Source organism: Amycolatopsis sp. NPDC057786 (assembly GCF_042797905.1).
GTDB lineage: Bacteria > Actinomycetota > Actinomycetes > Mycobacteriales > Pseudonocardiaceae > Amycolatopsis.
Genome location: NZ_JBHVKW010000125.1, coordinates 1 through 22,451 on the forward strand (window position 1 = coordinate 1; position 22,451 = coordinate 22,451).

Sequence of the window (22,451 nt, forward strand, 5' to 3'; positions counted from 1 at the left end):
TCCCTCGGCTGAGCCGAGGGAAGGAGGCCTTCACGGGAGGCCGCGCCTTACTTGAGCTCGGCGCTCGTCTTGCCCAGGATCCGGCGCGCCACGATCAGCTGCTGGATCTGTTGCGTGCCTTCGAAGATGTCCAGGATCTTCGCGTCCCGGCTCCACTTCTCCAGGAGCGATTCCTCGGTGTAGCCCAAGGTTCCGGCCAGCTCGACGCATTTCAGCGTGATCTCGACGACCGACCGGCCGGCCTTCGCCTTGGCCATCGAGGCCTGCAGCGAGTTCGGCTTGCGGTTGTCCGCCATCCACGCCGATTCCATGGTCAGCAGGTACGCCGCTTCGTAGTCGGCCTCCAGCTGCAGGAATGTCGCCGCCGCGGCGTGCTGGCTGTGGACGGGCTTGTCGTAGTCGATCGTCACCCCGGCGTCGGTGAGGATCTTCCGGGTCTCCTCCAGCGCCGCGCGGGCGACACCGATGGCCATGGCGGCGACCAGCGGGCGGGTGTTGTCGAAGGTCTGCATGACCCCCGCGAAACCCTTGGCGGTGTCGATCTCCGGCGTGCCGAGGAGATTCTCCTTGGGCACACGCACGTTCTCGAACCGCAGCACGGCGGTGTCGGAGGCGCGGATGCCGAGCTTGTGCTCGACGCGCACCACCTCGAAGCCGGGCGTCCCCTTCTCGACGACGAACGACTTGATCGCCGCGCGGCCCTTCGTCTTGTCCAGCGTGGCCCAGACGACGACGGCGTCGGCGCGCTCGCCCGCGGTCACGAAGATCTTCTCGCCGTTGATCACGTACTCGTCGCCGTCCAGCCGCGCGGTCGCGGTGATGGCGGCGGAGTCCGAGCCGCAGTCCGGTTCGGTGATCGCCATCGCGGCCCACAGCCCGGAGAACTTCTTGAGCTGTTCGTCGGTGGCGACCGAGCCGATGGCGGCGTTGCCGAGCCCCTGCCGCGGCATGGACAGCAGCAGACCGACGTCGCCCCAGCACATCTCGATCGTGCCCAGCACGATGTTGAGGTTGGAACCGTTGCGGTTGCCCGGTTTCTCGTTCTTCTCGGACCGGCGGACACCCGCCGCGCCGGCGCCGCCCTCACCGGAGGAGTTCAGCCCGTCCAGCAGCGCGGCGAACATGTCGAGTTCGGCCGGATAGGTGTGTTCGGCGCGGTCGTACTTGCGTGAGATCGGCCGGAACACCTCGGCCGCGGCCTGGTACGCCTGGTTGATCAGGGTGCCGGCCTTCTTCGGAACCTCAAGGTTGATCATGATTGCCTTTCAAAGTCCTAGAGGAGGACGGCGCCTTCCATCACGCCGATCGCGCGGAGGTCGCGGTACCAGCGTTCGACCGGGTGCTCCTTGACGAACCCGTGCCCGCCGAGCAGCTGCACGCCGGCACTGCCGATCTGCATTCCCTTGTCGGCGGCCAGTTTCCTGGCCAGCGCGACCTCGCGGGCGTACGGCTTGCCCTGTTCGGCACGGGAAGCGGCGCGGAGCGTGACCAGCCGCAGCCCTTCCAGCTCGATCGCGATGTCGGCCACCGAGAACGCGACGGCCTGCCGGTGGCTCACCGGTTCGCCGAACGCCTTGCGCTCGTTGACATACGGCACCACGTAGTCGAGGACGGCCTTCGCGGTACCGGCGGCCAGCGCGGCCCAGCCGAGCCGCGAGAGCCGGACGACCTCGGTGAAGACCTCGGCCTTGCCGCCGCCGAGCAGCGCTCCGGCGGGCAACGCGACCTTCTCCAGGTGCAGTTTCCCGGTCGCCGCGCCGCGCAGGCCCATCGCCGGTTCGGACTCGATGGTGACACCGGAGTTCGAAGACTCGACGAGGAACAGCGCCGGGCCGCGTCCTTCGAGGTCGGCCGACACGATGAACAGTTCGGCATCGGCTGCCCGCGGGACCAGCGACTTCACGCCGTCGAGCTGGTAGCCCTTCGGTGTACGCCGGGCCTTCGTCGCGGGCTTGAACGGGTCGAACAGCGCGGTGCGCTCCTGCAGCGCGAGCGCCGCGGCGGGGACGTTCTCGCCGACGAACGCGGGCAGGTAGTCCGCCTGCTGCTGCTCGTCGCCGTAGGACACCAGAGCGGTGCTGACCGCGGACGGCGCGAGCACCGCGACCGCGAGGCCGAGGTCGCCGTGCGCGAGGGCCTCGGCGACCAGCGCGTTCGTGACGACCGACCGTTCGGTGCCGACCCCGCCCAGCTCCTCCGGGATGCCGACGAGCGTGATGCCGAGTTCGGCGGCACGGCTCAACAGGCCCTCGGGCGCATGGAGCTTCGCGTCGGCGTCGGACGCGGCGGGCCGCAGCTGTTCGGCCGCGAACTCCGTCACGGTCTCGACGATGAGCTGCTGGTCCTCACTCGGGGTGAGGTCGAACAGCCCGGTGTCCTCCGCAGGCGCGAGCCGCGCGGGTTTGCCGAGCTTTTGGGCGGATTTGAAGGTCCGTCCCGCCGCGCCCGCGACCCGGAAGCCGTTGCGCGTCCCGGCACTGACCAGGTTCTGCACGGGCTTCCGAAGTCCGGCCCGTTCAATGACCTTGCTCCCGGCCAGCCGGGTGAGCGCGGACAGGCCAAGGCCCATCGCGTCTCGTTTCCTAGGCGCACCCACGGTGAGTCTCCCTGCCTCGCTTACCTACTCGTGAGTAGGTTAACTCTCCTCGGGCGGATGCGCTACCACGGGGGAGGCGAACGTCACGCCGATGAGTGATTCGGGAGGCCGGGCAGCTCAGGATTGCTCACGATCCACCAGCTTTGGCGACCGGCAATTCCGTGAAGGACTCCTTGAGGGACCCACGGGCCCTCGAAGTTCCCCTCACCTTGAGCCTCAGGAACACCACCAGTCGCCGCGCGTCGGTCACCAGCGGTCGCTTCGCCGGTCGCGCCCGTTCGAACACCCACGAACCCGGCGCCGCCACAGCACCGGGTCGCCGCCGCGAGCACCGGCCGCTGGATGTTCCACGAGCCCAGGTTCCACCGCCGCAGCCCGCACAACGCGATCAGATGCGGCGCGAGCCCGCCGGTGAGTACCCAGTTCGGGTCCCGCGGGCCTTTGCGGGACACGCGAGTTGGCTCAGCGGACGTTCAGACCCCGAGCACCGCGTGCATCAACGTCGTCAGCTCGGCCTCGATGTTCGGGCGGCCGTTGACGCGCCGGGTGCGCGCGAGGTCGTTCGCGATGGTCAGCGCCGCGTGCACGGTGATCTTCACTTCGCGCAGGCTCAGTTCCGGCCGGACCTCCGACGTCAGCGCGATCCAGCGCGCGACGTAGTCCCGCTGGACCCGGATCAAGTCAGCCTTGTCGCGTTCCGGCAGCTCCATGGGGCTGCCGGAGAACGACACCAGCAGTTCGGGCGTGTGCAGCAAGGTGTGCACATAGGACGCCGCGAGCCTGCGGAGCGCGTCGCGTTCGTCGTCGGTCCGCAGCGCGCGTTCCGCGGCGAGCGCCAGCCGGTCGGCCGCTCGATGCCCGATCGCCACCATCAGCGCGGCCTTGCTGGGGAAGTGCCGGTACACGCTCGGCCCGGCGATCCCGGCGGCCGCGCCGATCTCCTCCATGCTCACCGAACGGAAGCCGCGTTGCCCGAACAGCCCGGTCGCGGCCGCCAGGATCTGCTCGCGGCGGGACGGTTCGCCGAGGGCCATCGACGGTGTCTCTCCCGGCGGCTCCGAAGGTTCGGGAAGTGTGACATGCAGCACCGACTCCGCCAGCTGTACCAGGATCTGCGCGAAGCGTTTCTTCGCCACGGACGTGTGATGTACGGAGACGCTGCCGAACACGCTCAGCCCCGCCCAGCACAGCAGCTCGGCGTCGTCGGGGGTCAGTTCGGGACGCAACGCGAGCAGCGCCTTCGACCACGCTTCGAGCACCGCGCCCGACCGGCGGCGGATCTCCCGTCGTCCCTCCTGCGGCAGATGCCTGCCTTCCCAGCGCCACAGCGCGGCGACCTCGCGCCGCTCCACGGCCTGCGCGGCGAGAGTGCCCAACAGGGCGTTGACCTGGGCGGGAACGGGAAGTTCGACGTCCGCGAGCGTCTCGGTGGTGGCCGTCTCCATGTCGTCGATGCCGGACAGCACGACGTAGGACAGCACCGCCTGCTTGTCCGAGAAGTGCCGGTACAGCGCGGGCCCGGTGATCCCCGCCGCGGCGGCTATGTCGTTGATACCGACGCCGTGGAACCCGCGGGCGCGAAACAGCTCCGCGGCGAGGCCGGCCAGCTGGGCCTTGCGGTCGCGCGGTCGGGCCGGGCGCTCGGTCGGGTGATCCATAGGTGAACACACGATAGCGCTGGTTGCGTGCATCGCAACCCATTGACACCATGGGGTTATCGCGGTTTATGTTAATCGGCATTAGCATGGCTACTGGCCGGTACGTTTCATCCTGATACAGCGCCGTACGCGGAGGAGTTTTTCTGTGAGTAGCGAGGCCTACATCTACGAGGCGATCCGTACGCCTCGCGGCAAGAACAAGGGCGGTGCGCTTCACGGCACCAAGCCGGTCGATCTCGTGGTCGGCCTCATCGAGGAGCTGAAGGTCCGGCACCCGAACCTCGACCCCGCCGTGATCGACGACATCGTCCTCGGCGTGGTGTCCCCGGTCGGCGAGCAGGGCGCCGTGATCGCGCGCACCGCGGCGCTGAACGCGGGTCTTCCCGAATCGGTCGCCGGTGTCCAGCTGAACCGCTTCTGCGCCTCCGGCCTCGAAGCGACCAACACCGCCGCGCAGAAGGTGCGCTCCGGCTGGGACCAGCTGATCATCGCCGGTGGTGTCGAGTCGATGTCGCGTGTGCCGATGGGCTCCGACGGCGGCGCGCTGTTCATGGACCCGGCCACCGCGTACGACAACTACATCGTCCCGCAGGGCACCGGCGCCGACCTGATCGCGACCATCGAGGGCTTCTCCCGCGAGGACGTCGACGCGTGGGCCGTGCGTTCGCAGGAAAGGGCCGAAGCGGCCTGGTCCGGCGGCTACTTCGCGAAGTCCGTCGTCCCGGTGAAGGACATCAACGGCGTCACGATCCTCGACCACGACGAGCACCGTCGTCCCGGCAGCACCATCGAGGGCCTCGGCAAGCTCAAGCCCGCCTTCGCCGGCATCGGTGAGCTGGGCGGCTTCGACGCCGTCGCGCTCCAGAAGTACCACTCGGTCGAGAAGATCGACCACGTCCACACCGGCGGCAACTCGTCCGGCATCGTCGACGGCGCCGCGGTGGTGCTGGTCGGCAACGAGCAGATCGGCAAGGACTTCGGCCTGACCCCGCGCGCCCGCATCGTGGCGACCGCGACCGTCGGCTCCGAGCCCACGATCATGCTCACCGGCCCGACCCCGGCCACCGAGAAGGTCCTCAAGATCGCCGGCCTCACCCCGGACGACATCGACCTGTGGGAGCTGAACGAGGCCTTCGCCTCGGTCGTCCTCAAGTGGATCAAGGACCTGCGCCTCGACGAGGAGAAGGTCAACGTCAACGGCGGCGCCATCGCGATGGGGCACCCGCTGGGCGCCACCGGCGCGATGCTGGTCGGCACCGTCGTCGACGAGCTGGAGCGCCGTCAGGCGCGCCGCGCCCTGGTCACCCTGTGCATCGGCGGCGGCATGGGCGTCGCGACCATCATCGAGCGGGTCTGAGGAAGAGACAATGACTGAAGCGAAGACCATCCGCTGGGAGCAGGACGCCGACGGCATCGTCGTGCTCACCCTGGACGACCCGAAGCAGTCCGCCAACACGATGAACGCCGACTTCCGCGAATCGCTCGGCGTGGTCGTGGACCGCCTGGAGGCGGAGAAGGACACCATCACCGGTGTCGTCCTCACCTCGGCCAAGAAGACCTTCTTCGCCGGTGGCGACCTCAACGACCTGATCCAGGCCAAGCCGGAGCACGCCGCCGAGATCACCGAGAGCAGCGCCCTGATGAAGGGCCAGATGCGCCGGCTCGAGCAGCTGGGCAAGCCGGTCGTGGCCGCCATCAACGGCGCCGCGCTCGGCGGCGGCCTCGAACTCGCGCTCGCGACGCACCACCGCATCGCGGCCGACGTCAAGGGCAGTCAGATCGGCCTCCCCGAGGTCACCCTCGGTCTGCTCCCCGGCGGCGGTGGCATCGTCCGCACCGTGCGCCTGCTGGGCATCCAGAGCGCGCTGCTGAACGTGCTGCTGCAGGGCCAGCGGCACCGGCCCGCCAAGGCGAAGGAGCTCGGCCTCGTGCACGAGCTCGTCGGCACCGTCGAGGAACTGGTCCCGGCCGCGAAGGCGTGGATCAAGGCCAACCCCGAAGGCGGCGTACAGCCGTGGGACGTCAAGGGTTACAAGATCCCGGGCGGCACCCCGTCGAACCCGAGCTTCGCGGCGAACCTGCCCGCGTTCCCGGCGAACCTGCGCAAGCAGATCAAGGGCGCGAACATGCCGGCCCCGCGGGCGATCCTGGCCGCGGCCATCGAGGGTTCGCAGGTCGACTTCGACACCGCGATCACCGTCGAGACCCGCTACTTCGTGCACCTCGCCACCGGGCAGGTCTCGAAGAACATGACGAAGGCGTTCTTCTTCGACCTGCAGAGCATCAACTCCGGCGGTTCCCGGCCGGAGGGCTTCGAGAAGTACACCGCCAAGAAGGTCGGCGTCGTCGGCGCGGGCATGATGGGCGCCGCGATCGCGTACGTCTCGGCGAAGGCCGGTATCGACGTCGTGCTCAAGGACGTCACCCTCGAAGGAGCCGAGAAGGGCAAGGGCTACGCGGTCAAGCTGGAGGAGAAGGCACTCTCCCGCGGCAAGACCACGCAGGAGAAGTCCGACGCGCTGCTCGCCAAGATCAAGCCGACCGACAAGGCGGAGGACTTCGCCGGCGTCGACTTCGTGATCGAGGCCGTCTTCGAGAGCGTCGAGCTGAAGCACAAGGTGTTCCAGGAGATCGAGGGCGTCGTCAACCCCGACGCCGTGCTCGGCTCCAACACCTCGACCCTGCCGATCACCGCGCTCGCCGAGGGTGTCCAGCGGAGCGAGGACTTCATCGGGATCCACTTCTTCTCGCCGGTGGACAAGATGCCGCTGGTCGAGATCATCTGCGGTGAGAAGACCTCGCCCGCCACGCTGGCGAAGGTCTTCGACTACACGCTGCAGATCAAGAAGACCCCGATCGTGGTCAACGACAGCCGCGGCTTCTTCACCTCGCGCGTCATCGGCACGTTCCTCAACGAGGCCGTCGCCGCCCTGGGTGAGGGTGTCGAGCCGGCGTCGATCGAGCAGGCCGGTGCCCAGGCCGGATACCCGGCCCCGCCGCTGCAGCTGATGGACGAGCTGACCCTGACGCTTCCGCGCAAGATCCGCAAGGAGACCCGCGAAGCGATCGAGGCGGCAGGCGGCACCTGGAACGCGCACGCGTCCGAAGGTGTCATCGACCGGATGGTGGAGGAGTTCGACCGCAAGGGCCGTTCCACCGGTTCGGGTTTCTACGACTACGACGAAGACGGCAAGCGGGCCGGTCTCTGGCCGGGCCTGCGCGACGCGTTCAAGTCGGGCAGCGCCGAGGTTCCCTTCGAGGACCTCAAGGAGCGCATGCTGTTCGCCGAGGCGCTCGAGACCGTGAAATGCTTCGACGAGGGCGTGCTCACCACCGTCGCCGACGCCAACATCGGTTCGATCTTCGGTATCGGTTTCCCGGCGTGGACCGGTGGTGTCATCCAGTACATCAACCAGTACGAGGGTGGTCTGCAGGGCTTCGTCGACCGGGCGCGTGAGCTGGCGGAGCGCTACGGCGACCACTTCACCCCGCCGGAGTCGCTGGTCGCGAAGGCCGCGAAGGGCGAGATCTACGAGTAAGCCACTTCACGTGCTTTAAGTGCTAGGAACGGTCCTTTCCTTGCGAATTTCGCAAGGAAAGGACCGTTCCTTGCGTTCGGGGCCAGGCGCTGTCCGGCAAGTCGGTTCGCGGTCGTCGCGGCACGCTCCGGCTGCGCGGCCACTTGCGGGACGCCACCGCCGACACAACTGTCCACAAAGGAGCCCTCTCGTCGAATGAGCATCAACCAGACATCCGGTCGACAAGAGACGTCCTTTGCGGACACTCGGGGGACGCCTGGTGGGACGGAGGGTCCAGCGATCCCGAGCGCTCCGCCGGGGGCGTCGTGCAGTTCGCACGCGATCCGAGCTGGCTGCAGCCAGCATCGCGGCGGTACCTGTTCCGGCCACGGTGGGGTTCGCACCTGGCTGTGATCCCGTCGGTGAACCGTTCACCGAGAAGGGTGGTGCTGTGTAAGGTCGGATCATGGGATGCGCAGGGTGAAGCCGGTCGGACGGGCACCGTCGCCCCGGATCTTCGTCGTCGTGCTCGCCACCTGCGGTCTGGTGGCGTCGTTCATGCAGACCCTCGTCGTCCCGCTCATCCCCGCGTTCCCCCGGCTGCTCAATGCGACTCCGTCGGACGCGTCGTGGGTGGTCACGGCGACCCTGATCGCCGGAGCCGTGGTGATGCCGGTGAGCGGAAGGCTCGGTGACCTCTACGGCAAACGCCGGTTGCTGCTGATCAGCCTGGGCTTCCTGGTCGCCGGTTCGGTGGTGTCCGCGCTGACCAGTTCGCTCGCGCTGATGGTTCTCGGCCGGGGGCTGCAAGGCTGCGCCATGGGCGCGATCCCGCTGGGCATCAGCATCATGCGCGACGAACTCGCGCCGGAGCGGGTCGGCGCCGCGATCTCGGTGATGAGTTCGACGCTCGGCGTCGGCGGTGCCATCGGGCTCCCGGTGTCCGCGCTGGTCGCGCAGAACGCCGACTGGCACGTCCTGTTCTGGGCGTCGGCGGGGCTCGGGCTCGTCTGCGGCCTGCTGATCCTGTTCGTGGTGCCGGAGTCGCCGGTGAAGACACCGGCGCCGTTCGACTATCTCGGCGCGCTCGGACTGACGATCGGGCTGGTCTGCCTGCTGTTGCCGATCGTCAAGGGCGCCGAATGGGGCTGGGGCAGCGGCCGCACCCTCGTCTTCGCGGGGAGCGCGGTGGTGATCCTGCTGGTCTGGGGCGCCTACCAGCTGCGGCGGCGGGATCCGCTCGTGGACCTGCGGGTCTCCGCGCGGCGGCCGGTGCTGTTCACCAACCTCGCGTCGATCATGGTCGGGTTCGCGCTGTACTCGATGGCGTTGTCGTTCCCGCAGCTGCTGCAGGCGCCCGCGTCGACCGGCTACGGCCTCGGCCTGACCATGGTGCAGGCCGGGCTCTGCCTCGCGCCGAACGGCCTGGTCATGTTCATGCTGTCACCGGTTTCGGCCCGGCTCATCGAGCGCTACGGACCGCGTACGACGCTGATGGTCGGCGCGACCACCATCGCGGCCGGATACGCCTTCGCGACCGTGTTGATGGACAACGCCTTCGAGCTGATCACGGCGTCGATCATCATCGGTGGCGGTGTCGGCATCGCCTATGCGGCCATGCCGGCGCTGATCATGGGGTCGGTCCCGGTCACCGAAACCGCGTCCGCGAACGGGTTGAACTCGCTGATGCGCTCCGTCGGCACGTCGACGTCCAGTGCGGTGATGGCGTCCATGCTCGCGTCGCTGGCGATCACCGTCGGCGGGGTTTCCGTCCCGTCCGCGACGGGGTTCCGGCTGAGCTTCGTGGTCGCCGCCGGTGCGGCGCTCCTGGGGCTCGTCCTGACCGTTTTCGTCCCGAAGCAACGTCAGCCAGAACCTCTGGTCGCCTCGGTCCGCTAGCGCCCCGCGTGCGATGAAGGGGCTCATCGCACGCAGGGACACTCGGGTCAGAACAGCGTCGGAACGATCGCGTCGATCAGGTGCGGGCCCGGCTCGGCGAGGGCGCGCTGGAACTGCTCGGCCAGCTCTTCCGCGGTCGTGGCCCGGGTCGCCGGAACGCCCATGCCTTCGGCGATCTTGACGAAGTCCATGTCGGGCCGCGAGAGGTCGAGCAGTTCGTTCGCCTTGGGGCCGTTCGCGTCCGCGCCGACCCGCTGCAACTCCAGCCGCAGGATCGCGTACGCGCGGTTGTTCAGCAGGACCGTGGTGACGTTGAGGTTCTCCCGCGCCTGCGTCCACAGCGCCGAAATCGTGTACAGCGCGCTGCCGTCGGACTGCAGGTTGATCACCGGCCGGTCCGGTGCGGCGACGGCCGCCCCGGTCGCGACGGGCATGCCGTAGCCGATCGCGCCGCCGGTCAGGGTCAGCACGTCGTGCCGCGGCGCGCCCGCGGTCGCGGCGGGCAGCAGCAGACCGGACGTGTTCGCCTCATCCGCGATGATCGCGCGCTCCGGCAGCAGCGCGCCGATCACGTCGACCCAGTTCTGCGGCGTCAACGGCCCGGACGGCAGCGCGGGCCGGGAGGCCTCCTGCAAGACCGGCTCCGTCTCGGCGGCGACCAGCTCGGCGACGTCGGTCAGCGCTCGCGGCACGTCTTGCGCGACTTCGGCCAGCACATGCACCTGCGCGCCTTCGGGAACCAGGTTGCTCGCCTTGCCGGGGTAGGCGAAGAACGAGACGGGCGGCTTCGTCCCGGCGACGATCACGTGCTTGATCCCGTCGAGCTGGTACGCGACCTGCTCGGCGAGATAGCCCAGCCGCTCGATCGTCGGCAGGCCTTCGCCGCGTTCGAGCCGGGCGGGGAAGGTCTCGACGAACGCCTTCGCCCCGGTCGCGGCCGCGATCCGGCTGGTCGCGCGCAGACCGGCTTCACGGCAGCCGCTGCCGCCGACGAGCAGCGCGACCGGTTCGCCACTGGACAGCACCTCGGCGATTTTCTTCACCGTCGTCGCGTCGACGGCCTGCGGGTTCCGCGGCGGGATGGGCGCGCAGGTCTCGCCGCCCTCGCCCCAGGACGCGTCGGCGGGGAGGATCAGCGTCGCCACCTGGCCGGGGGCGTCCTGGGAGGCCGCGACCGCCGCGGCGGCGTCGGCACCGACGTCCTTCGTGTGCTCGGAGCGGCGGACCCAGCCTTCGAGCGAACCGGCGACGGCCTCGATATCCGATTCGAGCGGGGCGTCGTACTGCTTGTGGTAGGTCGCGTGGTCGCCGATCACGTTGACGATCGGTGTGTGCGCGCGGCGCGCGTTGTGCAGGTTCGCCAGCCCGTTCCCGAGACCGGGGCCGAGGTGCAGCAGCGTGGCCGCCGGCTTGTCGGCGATCCGCGCGTAGCCGTCCGCGGCACCGGTGACGACGCCTTCGAAGAGGCCGAGCACACCGCGCATCTCGGGTACCGAGTCGAGGGCGGCCACGAAGTGCATCTCCGAAGTGCCCGGATTCGAGAAGCACACGTCGACACCGCTGTCGACGAGCGTGCGGATCAGGGACTGGGCGCCGTTCATCTCACTCACTTTTCAAGCCCTTCAGCGAAAAGAACGCCGGGGTTGAGGATCCCGGCCGGGTCGAAGCTCTCCTTGATCCGGCGCATCAGCGCGATCTTCGCCGGGTCCTCCAGATCGAGGAAATAGCCGGATTTGGCTCGTCCGAGTCCGTGCTCGCCGGAGATCGCGCCGCCGAGTTCCATGCCGAGCGCGAAGATGTCGGTCAGCAGCTGCTTCCGCTTCTCCGGGTCCTTGCAGAAGATGGCCAGGTGGACGTTACCGTCGCCGGCGTGCCCGCAGCCGAGCGCGCCCGCCTCGCGCGACAACGCCATTTCCCTGGCCTTGCGCAGGAACTCGGGCATGGCGGACCGCGGGACCACCACGTCGATGACGTCGTCCGCGCCGGCCGCCTTGGCCGTCCAGAACGCCTTCTCGCGTGCCTCGATCAGCTTGCGCGCCGACGGGCCTTCGAGCACGTACACGTCCATCGCGCCGACATCACCCAACAGGCCGCCGAGTTCTTCGACGTCGGCGTGGAGCCGGTCGCTGTCGCGATTTTCCAGTGCCACCACCAGATACGCCTGCGCCTTGTCGCGGATCGCGTCCGGGACGCCGAGGCTGAGCTTCTCGTTGTAGCTGATCGCGGCGAGCGTCAGATTGTCGATGTATTCGAGGATATGCGGCGCGAGCCCACTGGAGATGATCTTCGGGACGACCGTCATCACCTCGTCGAAGGTCTCGAACGGGGCGAACACCGTGGCGCCGTGCGGAAGGCGCGGGTACAGCTTCACGATGACCTCGGTCGCGATCGCGAGAGTGCCTTCGGAGCCGATGATCAGCTGGGTCAGGTCGTACCCCGTCGACACCTTCGAGGTCTTGCCGCCGGTCCGGATGATCTCGCCGGTCGGCAGCACGGCTTGCAGGCCCACGACGTTGTGCCGCGTGACGCCGTACTTGACCGCGCGCATACCGCCCGCGTTCGTCCCGACGTTGCCGCCGACGCTCGCGCTCAGCTCACCGGGGTAGACGGTGTAGCCGAGTCCGGCCGCCGTGGTCTTTTCGTCCAAATCGGACAGCGTGACACCCGGCTGGACGACGGCGACGTGGTTCTCCGTGTCGATCTCCAGTACCGCGTTCATTCGTTCGAAAGAGATCACCAGACTGTCTTCGCGTGGCGTGGCGCCACCCGAAAGCCCCGTGCCCGACCCTCGCGCGGTGACCGGCACGCCGTGTTCGGTCGCCGCTTTCAGCAGCTCCGCGACCTCCTCGGCGCTTCCCGGTTTCGCCAGGTGGGCGGGCCGCTGCGCGGTGGTGGTCAATGCCTCGTCGTGTGCGTAGTCCTCGGGGATCGCCTCGCCCGAGAGCAAGTTCGTGTCCCCGACGATTTCGGCGAACCGTGCCGCAACATCGCCCATCGACTGCCCTTCCTCACGCCTCATTGCCTGGTTACCGAAGCGTAGTACGTCGTGGGCGAGCATGGCCATGAATCTTTTTCATGTTTGCCTTTCCGGTGGCCACAACCTCGTGACAACCTCGCTCGGCTACCCATGTCGCAGCGGGCCGCGGCGGTTCGCCGGAAGGGGTGGACGCTCGATGGGATCCAGGATGAGACGGATCGCGGCGCTGGGGGCGGCGCTGGCGGTCACGTTCGGGCTCGCGGTACCGGCGGCCGAAGGCGGGCAAGCGGGCTGCACCGCGCCCGTGGCGAACGTAAGCGGAGTCAGCCAGGCCGAGGGGACGAGCGCCGGGTACACCACCCTTGTCTTCACCGTTTCACTCACCGACGGCGGCTGCGCGCCGCAGGGCTCGGTCGAATACGCGACGATCGAGGGCAACGGCTCGCCGGTCGATCCGGCGTTCATCGCGAAGGAGAGTGTCGACTACCTTCCGCGTGCGGGCACGCTGACCTGGGCCGGGAGGGCGGACGCGCAAACGGTCGCGGTCAAGGTCCGGGCCGATTCCTTGGTGGAGAACGACGAAATGTTCTCCCTGCGCCTGTCCGGCGGGAAAGGCGTGCGGATCGGGCACAGCGTCGGTGTCGCTTGGGTCGCCGACGACGACCAGGTCAAGACCGTGCCGCTGGCCACCACCCAGGAAGGTGAGATCTGCTGGTCGATCCCGCCCAACTTCGCGCTGGGCACCACCACCTGCAAGGTGCCGCTCGTGCTCTCCCGGCCGTGGCTGTCCGGACCGCTCACGATCCGCTACCGCACCGAAGGCTCCGCCCACGAGCCGGTGAAGGACGGTGTCGTCACCTTCCAGCGGGGCGAAACCAGGGGGTACGCCGAACTGACGATCCTGCCAGGGCAAACAGGGAAGGCGCGGGTCGAGTTCTTCGAGCCGTCGCAGGGCAGGCTCGTGTACGCGACCTCGACCCTGGTGATCAGCCCCGCCGGGTGACGAGGTCGGCGTCGGCCGTCGCGTTCGCCCGCCGGTACAGCTCGATCGCTCGAGCCCAGTGGGTGGCCGCGGCGGCCGTGTCGCCGTACCGCGCTTCCAGATCGCCGAGGTCACGGTGCAGATGAGCCTCCTCGTACGGGTCCGGGACGCTCGCCCGGACGGCGACGCCGCGTTCGAGGTTCTCCCGCGCCGCGGCCAGGTCGCCGAGGCCCAGGTGGGCACGGCCGAGCCGGTCGAGCGCGGCCGCCTCGCTGTGCCGGTTCCCGACGTCCCGGCTGATCACCAGCGCCTGGTCGAAATCGTCCCGCGCGGCCCGGAAGTCCCGGCGGGCGAGGTGGACCTGGCCGGCGTGCAGCAGCGATTCCCACTCCTGCCACCGGTCTCCGATCGCCCTGGACGCGGCCAGCGCCTTGCGGAGATGGTCCAGCGCGACGTCGTGATCGCCGAGTTCCTCGTAGGCCTCGCCGAGCGTGTCCAGGGTGGCCGCTTCCAGCCGGGCGTTGCCGAGTTCGCGGAACGTCTCCAGCGCGGCCGTCAGCGGGCTGAGTCCGTCCATCGGCTGGCCCCGGCGGATGTAGGCGTGGCCGAGGTTGCGCTGGGACAGGGCACGCCCGAGCCGGTTGCCCGCCGAAGTGCACCGCTCCACCGCCAGCCGGTACGCGGTGATCGCCTCGTCGAACCGGCGCAGTGCGGCGTAGGCGTTCGCGGTGTTGTTGTAGATGTGCCCTTCGCCTTCGAGATCGCCTGCCGCGCGGGCTGCCTTCAACGCGCGGGCGTTGGTTTCGAGCGCGTCCGTCAGCCTGCGGGTCATGAAGTAGGCCGCGCCCAGCGCACGCAGCATTTCCGCCTCGGCCAACGGATCGTCGAGTTCGGCGGCCGCCGCGGCCCCTTCGCGGCAGAGCCCGATCCGCTCGTTCCAGCCGCCCATGGTGTCGTAGAAGCTGGTGAGCAGGTAGGTGAGCTGCCAGGCGGCGGTGTTGCGGCCGTGTTCTCGCGCGAATCGCACCACAGGCAGCAGATTCGCGCGCTCGGCACCCAGGAACGCCAGTGCCGCACGCCTTTCCGCCGGGAACGGCCGCTCGGGTGCCTGGTGGCACAACGCCGGGGTGACCAGATCGCGGTTCGGGTCGATGATCCGGTTCGCTTCGGCGGCTACGTGCAGGTACCAGTCGATCAGCCGGTCCGCGGCCTCGGCGCGGCCCGACGTCGTTTCGTCGGTGTGGGCGCACGCGGCGGCGAATTCGCGGATCAGGTCGTGGAGACGGTAACGGTCCGGGCCCGCCAGGGTGATCAGGTGCGCGGCGGACAGCTCGGCGGCCGCGGCCCGGCCCGCTTCGGCGGGCACCTCGCACAGCGCGCTGCCGAGTGACGAACTGAACGACGTCCCCGGGATCAGCCCGGACAACCGGAACAGCCGGGCGGGGGCCTGGTCCAGCGGCAGGTAGGCGCTCGCGAGGACGGTTTTGACCGTTCGTGAATCTCCTTGTACCGCAAGGGTTTCCAGCCGTCCGGCACCGGTGAGCTCCGCGGTGAGTTCCGCGATCGGACGGCCCGGCTCACCGGTCAGCCGGGCGGCGGCGATCCGCAGCGCGAGCGGCATCCCATCGCACAGTCTGGCCAGGCGCGTCGCCTGCGCGGGTTCGCGCGCGATCCGGTCGGCGCCCAGCACCTTGGTGAGCAGTGTCATCGATTCCGGATCGGCCAGTGCGTCGAGGGCGAACACTCGGACGGCGTGCCTGCTGCCGAGCGCGGCCAGGGTCTGCCTGCTGGTGACGATCAACATCGCCTTCGCCGAGCCGGGGACGAGCGGAAGGATCTGGTCGACCCCGCCCGCGTTGTCGGCGACGATCACGCAACGCTTCCCGTGCAGCAATGAGCGGTAGAGCGCCGCGCGTTCGGCCGTCGCGTCGGGCAGCCGGTCGTCGGGGAGTCCGAGTCCGCGCGACAGATGAGCGAGGGCCTCGCCCGGCGACACGGCTTCGACCGGATCATGCCCGGCGAGGTCGAGGAAGAGCTGGCCGTCGGGGAAGCGGTCCGCGATGCTGTGCGCCCACTGCACGGCCAGCGCCGATTTACCCATCCCCGCCGCCCCGGAGATGACCACGACCGGCGGCTCGGCTTCGTCGAGGAGAGCGTCGAGCGAAGCGAGCTCCTGCCGCCGTCCGGTGAAGTGCCCGACGCGGGCGGGGAGTTGCGCGGGCGCGGTGCCCCGCGCGGGCACATCGAGCTCGGGCGCCCGGCGCAGGATCGACGTGTGCAGTTCGACCAGTTCCGGGCCGGGATCGACGCCGAACTCGTCGGCCAGCCCCCGGCGCACGGCCTGGAACGTCTCCAGTGCCTCGGCATGTCTCCCGCAGCGGTGCAGGGCGAGCATGTGCAGCGCGGCGAGCCGTTCGCGGTAGGGCTGCTCGGCGCGGAGCCGCGGAAGTTCCCGGAGGACCTCCTCGTGATCACCGAGACTGAGCTCCGCGTCCCAAAGTTCTTCCCATGCGGACAGCCGTAGTTCCTGGAGCCGTTCGACCTCGCGCAGTCCCCAGCCGTCGAGTTCGGCGTCCGCGAAGGCGTCGCCGCGCCAGAGCCGCAACGCCTCGCGCAACGCCGCCACTGACTCACCCGGATTGCTCCGCTTGGCGGCATGAAGTTCTTCTTCGAACCGGAGAGCGTCGACAGAGGACGGTGCCACCGTCAGGACGTACCCGGGCTTGCGGGTGAGCAGGACCGGCGGAAAACCGCAGTCCTCCAGTGCCTGCCGGATCCGGGCGACGTGGCTGTGGAGGGTCTTCACCGCGGTGCGCGGGGGATCTTCACCCCACAGCACGTCGACCAGGCGGGGGATCGGGACGACCGAGCCCGCGTGCAGGGCGAGAACGCCGAGCACGGCTCGCTGGCGGGCGCCGTGCAGCTCCGCCCGCCCGGTGGGGCCGATCGCTTCGACCGGGCCCAGCACCCGTAGCTCCCCTGACCCGGGCACCCTGCTCCCTCCGGCATGTGACCCCGGTGAGCGTATCCGGGCGAAGACCCACCGAAATCGGCCAATTAGGGCACACGATCTCCGCAACCCCGCCACAACCGGTCTGGCGGACGGTCAGCGGGTCGAATGTTTCGCCCAAGGAGGGGACCATGATCAGCAGAAATCCGCGACGCCGCCGAACGCTGCTCGCCTCGGCCGTCTTGGCCGCCGCGACGCTGTTCGCCGGTATCGCACCCGCGGTGCAGGCCGCGCCGGAAGCCAGGGCCGACGTCTTCATCCGGGACAACACGTCCGACGTCGGGTTCGAGCCTTCGTCCGGCTCGCTCTACTCCAGTCCCGACATCCGGGTCTGCTTCTCGCCGACGATCCTCTGCGCCACGGACGATCCGATCGTCCAGGGGAGCACCGCCTACATCCACGTCACACTGAACAACCCGGGCCCGTACGGGGACGCGCTCGAGAAGGGGACGCTGCAGGTCTACTACACGAAGCAAGGCACCGTGGCACAGTGGTCGAGCCAGTGGACCTACATCGGTTCGGCCACCAACGTCGACGTGCCCTACGGCACCAAACGGGTCGTCATCCCGTGGAAGGTCCCGATCGGCTCGCATTTCTGCCTGCTGGCGCGGTGGCTGTCACCGACCGACCTGCCGACCGAGGGCCTGAGCACGTCGGCGAACGCGCGGAACAACAACAACATCGCTTGGCACAACGTGAACGCCGTACCGTTCAGGATCAAGATCCCGGAATTCCGGCCGATCGTGTTCGGCTGGGACGGCCCCGACCCGACGGCGGTCGGCGACATCGTCTTCACCCAGCCGGGCAGGCCGTTCACCGGCCCGGGACGGATCACCATCGACCTCGGTCCCGATCTCGCCGCACGTTGGCGGGCAGCGGGTGCGAAGGGCGAGGGCGTCGAACGGGTCGGTGAGACCGAGTTGGCCATCGTGAACCCACAGCGAGCGCGGATCAGCGGTCTGACCTTCAAATCGGGCGAACAGGTGGGCGCCAAGCTGAGCTTCACCGCCGGCGCCGAGGCGGCCGGTGGCCAGTACACCGTCCACGTGACCCAGGTCGACCAGCGCGGCGAAGAGGTCGGGGGCGTCGAATACCGGCTCACCGAAGCACGACAGTAAGCCAGGGTGGGGTGCCGGCCCGTGGGCGGTGAGGGTGGAAACCCGCACCGCCCACGGGTTTCCTACGCGCGTGCGAACGAAAGCGTTTCGCCCTCGACACCTCGCAACCAGAGGTCCTGGGCGGCTTCGGCCATTTCCGCCAGTCCCTCTTCGATCGTCGCGAACACGTTGCCGGGCACCCAGCCCGCGTCGCCGTTGATCAGGAGGTTGTTGCGGCCGTAGAAGATCGCGAGGTCCGTCGCGCCCTGGTCGCTGTGCGCCTCACTGTCCTCGTCGTAGCCGTACGCCGGGTTGCCGATCTCCCACGCCTCGAACCCGAAGTACACGACATCCCCCGGAATCGGGGTCACCGTGGGGTTTTCGCGGCCCGGCTTCGGTTCGGCGAAGGGCGGCACAAGCGTGTAGACCTCGTTGCGCGCGTACTTCGCGTGGTATGCCGAACCGCTCTGCGGCAACGCGTCCCAGACGGCGCGGCAGGTCCGCGGGGCTTCGGCGTCGAGCAACCGGGCCCGGCAGGACACTCCGCGTTTGTCGAGGGTGATCGTGATGTAGCGGGCCATCACTCGACCCCCGCCACCGCGTCGCCCCAGATACGCAGTGCCTCGTCGACCTGTGCGGAGTCGACGATCAGCGGCGGCACCATCCGGACGACGTTCATGTACGCCCCGCAGGTCAGCAGCAGCAATCCGGTGGAGGACGCGGCTTTCTGGGCCGCCTGGGCCTTCGCGGTGTCCGGCTCGCCGTCCGGCGTGGTGAACTCGGAACCGACCAGCAGCCCCAGCCCGCGGACGTCGCCGATCGACGGTGACTTGTCCGCGATCACCCGCACGCCTTCCAGGAGCTGGCGTCCCCGTTCGGCGGCGTTCTCGACCAGGCCCTCCTGCTGGATCACTTCGAGCGTGGCGATCGCCGCCGCGCACGCCACCGCGTTGCCGCCGTAGGTCCCGCCCTGGGAACCGGGGAGCGCCTTCGCCATCAGCTCTTCCGACGCGGCGATACCCGAGATCGGGAACCCGCTCGCGAGGCCTTTCGCGATGAGCACGATGTCCGGGCGCACCCCGAAGTGCTCGTGTCCCCAGAACCGGCCGGTCCGGCCGAAGCCGGTCTGGATCTCGTCCATCACCAGCAGGATCCCGTGCTTGTCGGCGCGTTCCCGCAGCCCGGCCAGGAACTCGGTGTTCGCCGGGACGTACCCGCCCTCGCCGAGCACCGGCTCGATGAAGAACGCGGCCGTTTCGTTCGGCGCGCAGACCGTCGCGAAGAGGTAGTCGAGCTCGCGCAGCGCGAACTTCGTCGCGGTCTCCTCGTCCCAGCCGTAGTGGAACGCGTAGGGGAAGGGCGCGACGTGCACGCCGGACATGAGCGGCGAGATCCCGGCGCTGAACCGGGTGCCCGAGGTCGTCATCGTCGCCGCCGCGACGGTCCGGCCGTGGAACCCGCCCTGGAAGACGATGACGTTGGGGCGTTTCGTGGCCTGCCGTGACAGGCGGAGCGCCGCCTCGACCGCCTCGCTGCCCGAGTTCGCGTAGAAGAGGGAGTCCAGGCCTTCCGGGAGGACATCGCCCAGCTTCTCGGTCAGCTCCAGCATCGGCTTGTGCATGACCGTCGTGTACTGCCCGTGGACGAGTTTGCCGATCTGTTCCCGCGCCGCGCTCACCACGTGCGGGTGGCAGTGGCCGGTGCTGGTCACGCCGATACCGGCGGTGAAATCCAGGTGACGTTTGCCATCGGTGCCGTAGAGGTAAACCCCCTCACCGTGGTCGACCACGACCGGCGTTGCCTGCTTGAGCAGCGGTGATAGCTGGGCCATGGGCTGCGCTCCTAGGTCGGCTGAGCTGTTGTCGATTGTTGACAATATCCATAGCATGGCGTTCGGGACAACATGGAGGAGCGTTGGGATGAGCTCGATCAGTGAGGCCGGCGTCGTCACGTCGGTCGGCAAGGAACTGTTCATCGGCGGCAAGTGGGTACCCGCCACGGACGGGAAGACCTTCCCCGTTCTCGACCCTTCGACAGGCGAAGCCCTGTGCGAGGTGGCCGACGCGTCACCGGCGGACGGTGTCAGCGCACTCGACGCGGCCGTCGCCGCACAGGCCGACTGGGCGAACGTCGCCCCGCGCGAACGCGGTGAGATCCTGCGCCGCGCCTACGAACTGCTGATCAAGCGCGCCGACGAACTCGCGCTGCTGATGACCCTCGAGATGGGCAAACCACTCGCGGAGTCGAAGGGCGAGATCACCTACGCCGCCGAGTTCTTCCGCTGGTTCGCGGAGGAAGCCGTCCGGATCGACGGTGGTTACGCCGTCGCTCCCAACGGGGCGGGCCGGTTCCTCGTGACGAAGCAGCCCGTCGGGCCGTGTCTGCTGATCACGCCGTGGAACTTCCCCATGGCGATGGGTACCCGCAAGATCGGGCCCGCGGTCGCGGCAGGCTGCACGATGGTCATCAAACCCGCTGCTCAGACCCCCCTTTCGATATTGGCCCTCGCGGCGATCCTCGCCGAAGCGGGGCTGCCGGAAGGTGTGCTGAACGTGCTCACGACATCGGATTCCGGTGGTGTGATGGAGCCGTTGATCCGTGACGGCCGCGCTCGGAAGCTGTCCTTCACCGGCTCGACCGGTGTCGGACGGAAGCTACTGGAACAGTGCGCGGACAAGGTGCTCCGCACTTCGATGGAACTCGGCGGCAACGCCCCCTTCCTCGTCTTCGAAGACGCCGACCTCGACGCGGCGATCGAAGGCGCGATGACCGCGAAGATGCGCAACATCGGCGAGGCCTGCACGGCCGCGAACCGCTTCTATGTCCAGCGGGGCATCGTCGACGAGTTCTCCCGGCGCCTCACCGAGCGCATGGAGGCGTTGCCGATGGGGCGCGGCACCGAGGAGGGTGTCGTCGTCGGCCCCCTCATCGACGAAGCCGCCGTCGAGAAGGTCAGTGGCCTGGTCGCCGACGCCACCGAGCGAGGAGCACGTGTTCTCACCGGTGGATCCACAGTGGACGGTCCGGGTAACTTCTATCAGGCCACGGTGCTCACCGACGTGCCCAAGGACGCCAGGCTCGCTTCGGAGGAGATCTTCGGGCCGGTCGCCCCGATCACCCCGTTCGACAGCGAGGACGAGGCCATCGCGGCGGCGAACGACACCGAATTCGGGCTCGTGTCCTATGTGTACACCTCCGATCTCAAGCGGGCACTGCGGGTCTCGGAACGGCTGGAGGCCGGCATGATCGGCCTCAACCAGGGACTGGTCTCGAACCCGGCGGCGCCGTTCGGCGGGATCAAGCAGTCCGGGCTCGGCCGTGAGGGCGGCACCGTCGGCATCGACGAGTTCCTCGAGACCAAGTACATCGCGGTGGCTCTGTGACTTCTCGAGCAGGGACCTCCTATCGGATCGCGAGCATTCCCGGCGACGGGATCGGCGTGGACGTGACGGTCGAGGCCCGCAAGGTCCTCGACCGCGCGGCGGCATCGCATGACTTCTCCTTGTCCTGGACGGAATTCGACTGGAGTTGTGAGCGGTACACCAAAACCGGCTCGATGATGCCCGCCGACGGGATCGAGCGGCTTTCGGCTTTCGACGGGATCTTTCTCGGCGCCGTCGGCTTTCCCGGCGTCCCGGACCACGTGTCGTTGTGGGGTCTCCTCATTCCGGTCCGGCGCGCGTTCAGCCAGTACGTCAACCTCCGGCCGGTCCGGTTGCTGCCGGGGACGACGTCGGCGCTGGCGGGCCGCGGCGCCGACGAACTGGAGATGGTGATCGTCCGGGAGAACTCCGAGGGCGAGTACTCGGAGATCGGCGGCAGGCACAATCGTGGGCTGGGGAACGAGTTCGTCTTACAGGAATCCGTGTTCACGCGGGTGGGGGTGGAGCGGATCGTCCGCTACGCCTTCGAACTCGCGAAGACGCGCACGGGGCGGGTCTGTTCGGCGACCAAGTCCAACGGGCTCATTCACTCGATGCCGTTCTGGGACGAGATCTTCGCCGAAATCTCCGCGGAGTACCCGGACGTGCATGCCGAGCAGTGTCATGTCGACGCGCTCGCCGCGCGGATGGTGCAGGCGCCGGACCGGCTCGACGTCGTGGTGGCTTCCAATCTGTTCGGCGACATCCTGAGCGACCTGGCGGCGGCCGTGACGGGCGGGCTCGGAATGGCGCCTTCGGGCAATATCAATCCGACCGGTGAGCTCCCTTCCATGTTCGAGGCGGTGCACGGCAGCGCTCCCGACATCGCCGGACAGGGCATCGCGAATCCGGTGGCGCAGATCCTGGCGGGGGCGATGCTGCTCGACCATCTCGGGGAAACCGCCGCGGCACAAGATGTCCGCGCGGCGGTGGAGAAGGTTCTCGAGGAGGGGGCCGTGCGAACCCCCGACCTCGGCGGGAAGTCCACCACCGCCGAACTCGGGTCCGCGGTGGTCGCCTCTCTATCGTGAACCATCCGCATAGGGGCGTGTCAAGTCCCGGAAGTCATGAACGGTCCATTCATGACTTCTGACTACACGAAGGCCCCCTTCCTTGCGTTAGGCGCGAAGAAGGGGCCTTCCTGTATTCCAGGTGAGGGTTGTTGAGGTGTAAGGAAAACGTGGCTCGGCAACGGGTCGTGAGTGGCGTTTCGGCTTCTAGGCAAGGGGTGCTTTAGGTACCTATCTGGCCACGGCCGACGTTGCGAAAGCCACTTTCGCAACGTTGAAGGT

15 protein-coding genes are annotated in these 22,451 nt (G+C 68.6%); 7 read left to right on the forward strand and 8 right to left on the reverse strand.

Going from position 1 to position 22,451, the window contains the following annotated elements; genetic code table 11:
• Positions 1-47 precede the first annotated feature (47 nt).
• From ACFVM3_RS37485 to ACFVM3_RS37495, 3 genes are all read right to left on the reverse strand, one after another.
• Positions 48-1,256: an acyl-CoA dehydrogenase family protein gene (locus ACFVM3_RS37485; protein WP_007033833.1), complete on the reverse strand. Its 1,209-nt coding sequence runs from the start codon at positions 1,254-1,256 to the stop codon at positions 48-50.
• A 17-nt stretch (positions 1,257-1,273) separates the two neighbouring features.
• Positions 1,274-2,569: an acyl-CoA dehydrogenase family protein gene (locus tag ACFVM3_RS37490; RefSeq protein WP_378444601.1), complete on the reverse strand. Its 1,296-nt coding sequence runs from the start codon at positions 2,567-2,569 to the stop codon at positions 1,274-1,276.
• 500 nt (positions 2,570-3,069) lie between these two features.
• A complete protein-coding gene (locus ACFVM3_RS37495) occupies positions 3,070-4,254 on the reverse strand; it encodes a TetR/AcrR family transcriptional regulator (protein ID WP_378444590.1) in 1,185 nt (394 codons plus the stop codon).
• Positions 4,255-4,399: 145 nt separating this feature from the next.
• Here ACFVM3_RS37495 and ACFVM3_RS37500 point away from each other — a divergent pair, with 145 nt between their 5' ends.
• The 3 genes from ACFVM3_RS37500 to ACFVM3_RS37510 all read left to right on the forward strand — a co-directional run bounded on the left by ACFVM3_RS37500 (position 4,400) and on the right by ACFVM3_RS37510 (position 9,671).
• Positions 4,400-5,611, forward strand: coding sequence for an acetyl-CoA C-acetyltransferase (locus ACFVM3_RS37500; RefSeq protein ID WP_378444591.1), 1,212 nt, complete (start codon positions 4,400-4,402; stop codon positions 5,609-5,611).
• Between the two features lie 10 nt (positions 5,612-5,621).
• Complete coding sequence (locus ACFVM3_RS37505) at positions 5,622-7,793, forward strand: 3-hydroxyacyl-CoA dehydrogenase NAD-binding domain-containing protein (protein ID WP_378444592.1); 2,172 nt, start codon at positions 5,622-5,624, stop codon at positions 7,791-7,793.
• A 450-nt stretch (positions 7,794-8,243) separates the two neighbouring features.
• A complete protein-coding gene (locus tag ACFVM3_RS37510) occupies positions 8,244-9,671 on the forward strand; it encodes an MFS transporter (RefSeq protein WP_378444593.1) in 1,428 nt (475 codons plus the stop codon).
• A 47-nt stretch (positions 9,672-9,718) separates the two neighbouring features.
• Here the strand turns inward: ACFVM3_RS37510 and ACFVM3_RS37515 are convergent, their stop codons facing one another.
• Both ACFVM3_RS37515 and ACFVM3_RS37520 read right to left on the reverse strand, forming a co-directional pair.
• Complete coding sequence (locus ACFVM3_RS37515) at positions 9,719-11,272, reverse strand: acetolactate synthase large subunit (protein WP_378444594.1); 1,554 nt, start codon at positions 11,270-11,272, stop codon at positions 9,719-9,721.
• Positions 11,273-11,277: 5 nt separating this feature from the next.
• Positions 11,278-12,666, reverse strand: coding sequence for an FAD-binding oxidoreductase (locus ACFVM3_RS37520; protein WP_378444595.1), 1,389 nt, complete (start codon positions 12,664-12,666; stop codon positions 11,278-11,280).
• 190 nt (positions 12,667-12,856) lie between these two features.
• On the opposite strand from ACFVM3_RS37520, the gene ACFVM3_RS37525 reads away from it, so the two are divergent.
• On the forward strand, positions 12,857-13,651 hold the full coding sequence (locus ACFVM3_RS37525; RefSeq protein WP_378444596.1) for a Calx-beta domain-containing protein: 795 nt from the start codon (positions 12,857-12,859) through the stop codon (positions 13,649-13,651).
• Here the strand turns inward: ACFVM3_RS37525 and ACFVM3_RS37530 are convergent.
• Positions 13,635-16,598 carry a BTAD domain-containing putative transcriptional regulator gene (locus tag ACFVM3_RS37530; RefSeq protein ID WP_378444602.1) on the reverse strand — a complete coding sequence of 988 codons (2,964 nt, stop codon included), beginning with the start codon at positions 16,596-16,598 and terminating at the stop codon, positions 13,635-13,637. The genes ACFVM3_RS37525 and ACFVM3_RS37530 overlap by 17 nt on opposite strands.
• A gap of 173 nt (positions 16,599-16,771) precedes the next feature.
• Here ACFVM3_RS37530 and ACFVM3_RS37535 point away from each other — a divergent pair, with 173 nt between their 5' ends.
• Positions 16,772-17,758 carry a hypothetical protein gene (locus tag ACFVM3_RS37535; RefSeq protein ID WP_378444597.1) on the forward strand — a complete coding sequence of 329 codons (987 nt, stop codon included), beginning with the start codon at positions 16,772-16,774 and terminating at the stop codon, positions 17,756-17,758.
• A 62-nt stretch (positions 17,759-17,820) separates the two neighbouring features.
• On the opposite strand, the gene ACFVM3_RS37540 is transcribed toward ACFVM3_RS37535, so the two are convergent.
• Together ACFVM3_RS37540 and ACFVM3_RS37545 are read right to left on the reverse strand one after the other, a co-directional pair.
• Entirely contained in the window at positions 17,821-18,318 is a 498-nt protein-coding gene (locus tag ACFVM3_RS37540; RefSeq protein ID WP_038508763.1) for a DUF3830 family protein, read from the reverse strand.
• The gene (locus ACFVM3_RS37545) at positions 18,318-19,568 is read right to left on the reverse strand and encodes an aspartate aminotransferase family protein (protein WP_378444598.1); all 1,251 of its coding nucleotides are present in this window, start codon (positions 19,566-19,568) and stop codon (positions 18,318-18,320) included. Before ACFVM3_RS37545 ends, ACFVM3_RS37540 begins: the two co-directional genes overlap by 1 nt.
• Positions 19,569-19,656: 88 nt before the next feature.
• On the opposite strand from ACFVM3_RS37545, the gene ACFVM3_RS37550 reads away from it, so the two are divergent.
• Together ACFVM3_RS37550 and ACFVM3_RS37555 are read left to right on the forward strand one after the other, a co-directional pair.
• Entirely contained in the window at positions 19,657-21,120 is a 1,464-nt protein-coding gene (locus ACFVM3_RS37550) for an NAD-dependent succinate-semialdehyde dehydrogenase (RefSeq protein WP_378444599.1), read from the forward strand.
• Positions 21,117-22,190, forward strand: a complete 1,074-nt coding sequence (locus tag ACFVM3_RS37555) for a tartrate dehydrogenase (RefSeq protein WP_378444600.1) — start codon at positions 21,117-21,119, stop codon at positions 22,188-22,190. Before ACFVM3_RS37550 ends, ACFVM3_RS37555 begins: the two co-directional genes overlap by 4 nt.
• Positions 22,191-22,451: the final 261 nt, after the last annotated feature.

Bases quoted from the DNA above. Each gene is read 5' to 3' on its own strand.
- ACFVM3_RS37485 (WP_007033833.1), bottom strand. From the start codon at position 1,256: ATGATCAACCTTGAGGTTCCGAAGAAGGCCGGCACCCTGATCAACCAG.
- ACFVM3_RS37490 (WP_378444601.1), bottom strand. From the start codon at position 2,569: ATGGGCCTTGGCCTGTCCGCGCTCACCCGGCTGGCCGGGAGCAAGGTC.
- ACFVM3_RS37495 (WP_378444590.1), bottom strand. From the start codon at position 4,254: ATGGATCACCCGACCGAGCGCCCGGCCCGACCGCGCGACCGCAAGGCC.
- ACFVM3_RS37505 (WP_378444592.1), top strand. From the start codon at position 5,622: ATGACTGAAGCGAAGACCATCCGCTGGGAGCAGGACGCCGACGGCATC.
- ACFVM3_RS37510 (WP_378444593.1), top strand. From the start codon at position 8,244: ATGCGCAGGGTGAAGCCGGTCGGACGGGCACCGTCGCCCCGGATCTTC.
- ACFVM3_RS37515 (WP_378444594.1), bottom strand. From the start codon at position 11,272: ATGAACGGCGCCCAGTCCCTGATCCGCACGCTCGTCGACAGCGGTGTC.
- ACFVM3_RS37520 (WP_378444595.1), bottom strand. From the start codon at position 12,666: ATGGGCGATGTTGCGGCACGGTTCGCCGAAATCGTCGGGGACACGAAC.
- ACFVM3_RS37525 (WP_378444596.1), top strand. From the start codon at position 12,857: ATGAGACGGATCGCGGCGCTGGGGGCGGCGCTGGCGGTCACGTTCGGG.
- ACFVM3_RS37535 (WP_378444597.1), top strand. From the start codon at position 16,772: ATGATCAGCAGAAATCCGCGACGCCGCCGAACGCTGCTCGCCTCGGCC.
- ACFVM3_RS37540 (WP_038508763.1), bottom strand. From the start codon at position 18,318: ATGGCCCGCTACATCACGATCACCCTCGACAAACGCGGAGTGTCCTGC.
- ACFVM3_RS37545 (WP_378444598.1), bottom strand. From the start codon at position 19,568: ATGGCCCAGCTATCACCGCTGCTCAAGCAGGCAACGCCGGTCGTGGTC.
- ACFVM3_RS37550 (WP_378444599.1), top strand. From the start codon at position 19,657: ATGAGCTCGATCAGTGAGGCCGGCGTCGTCACGTCGGTCGGCAAGGAA.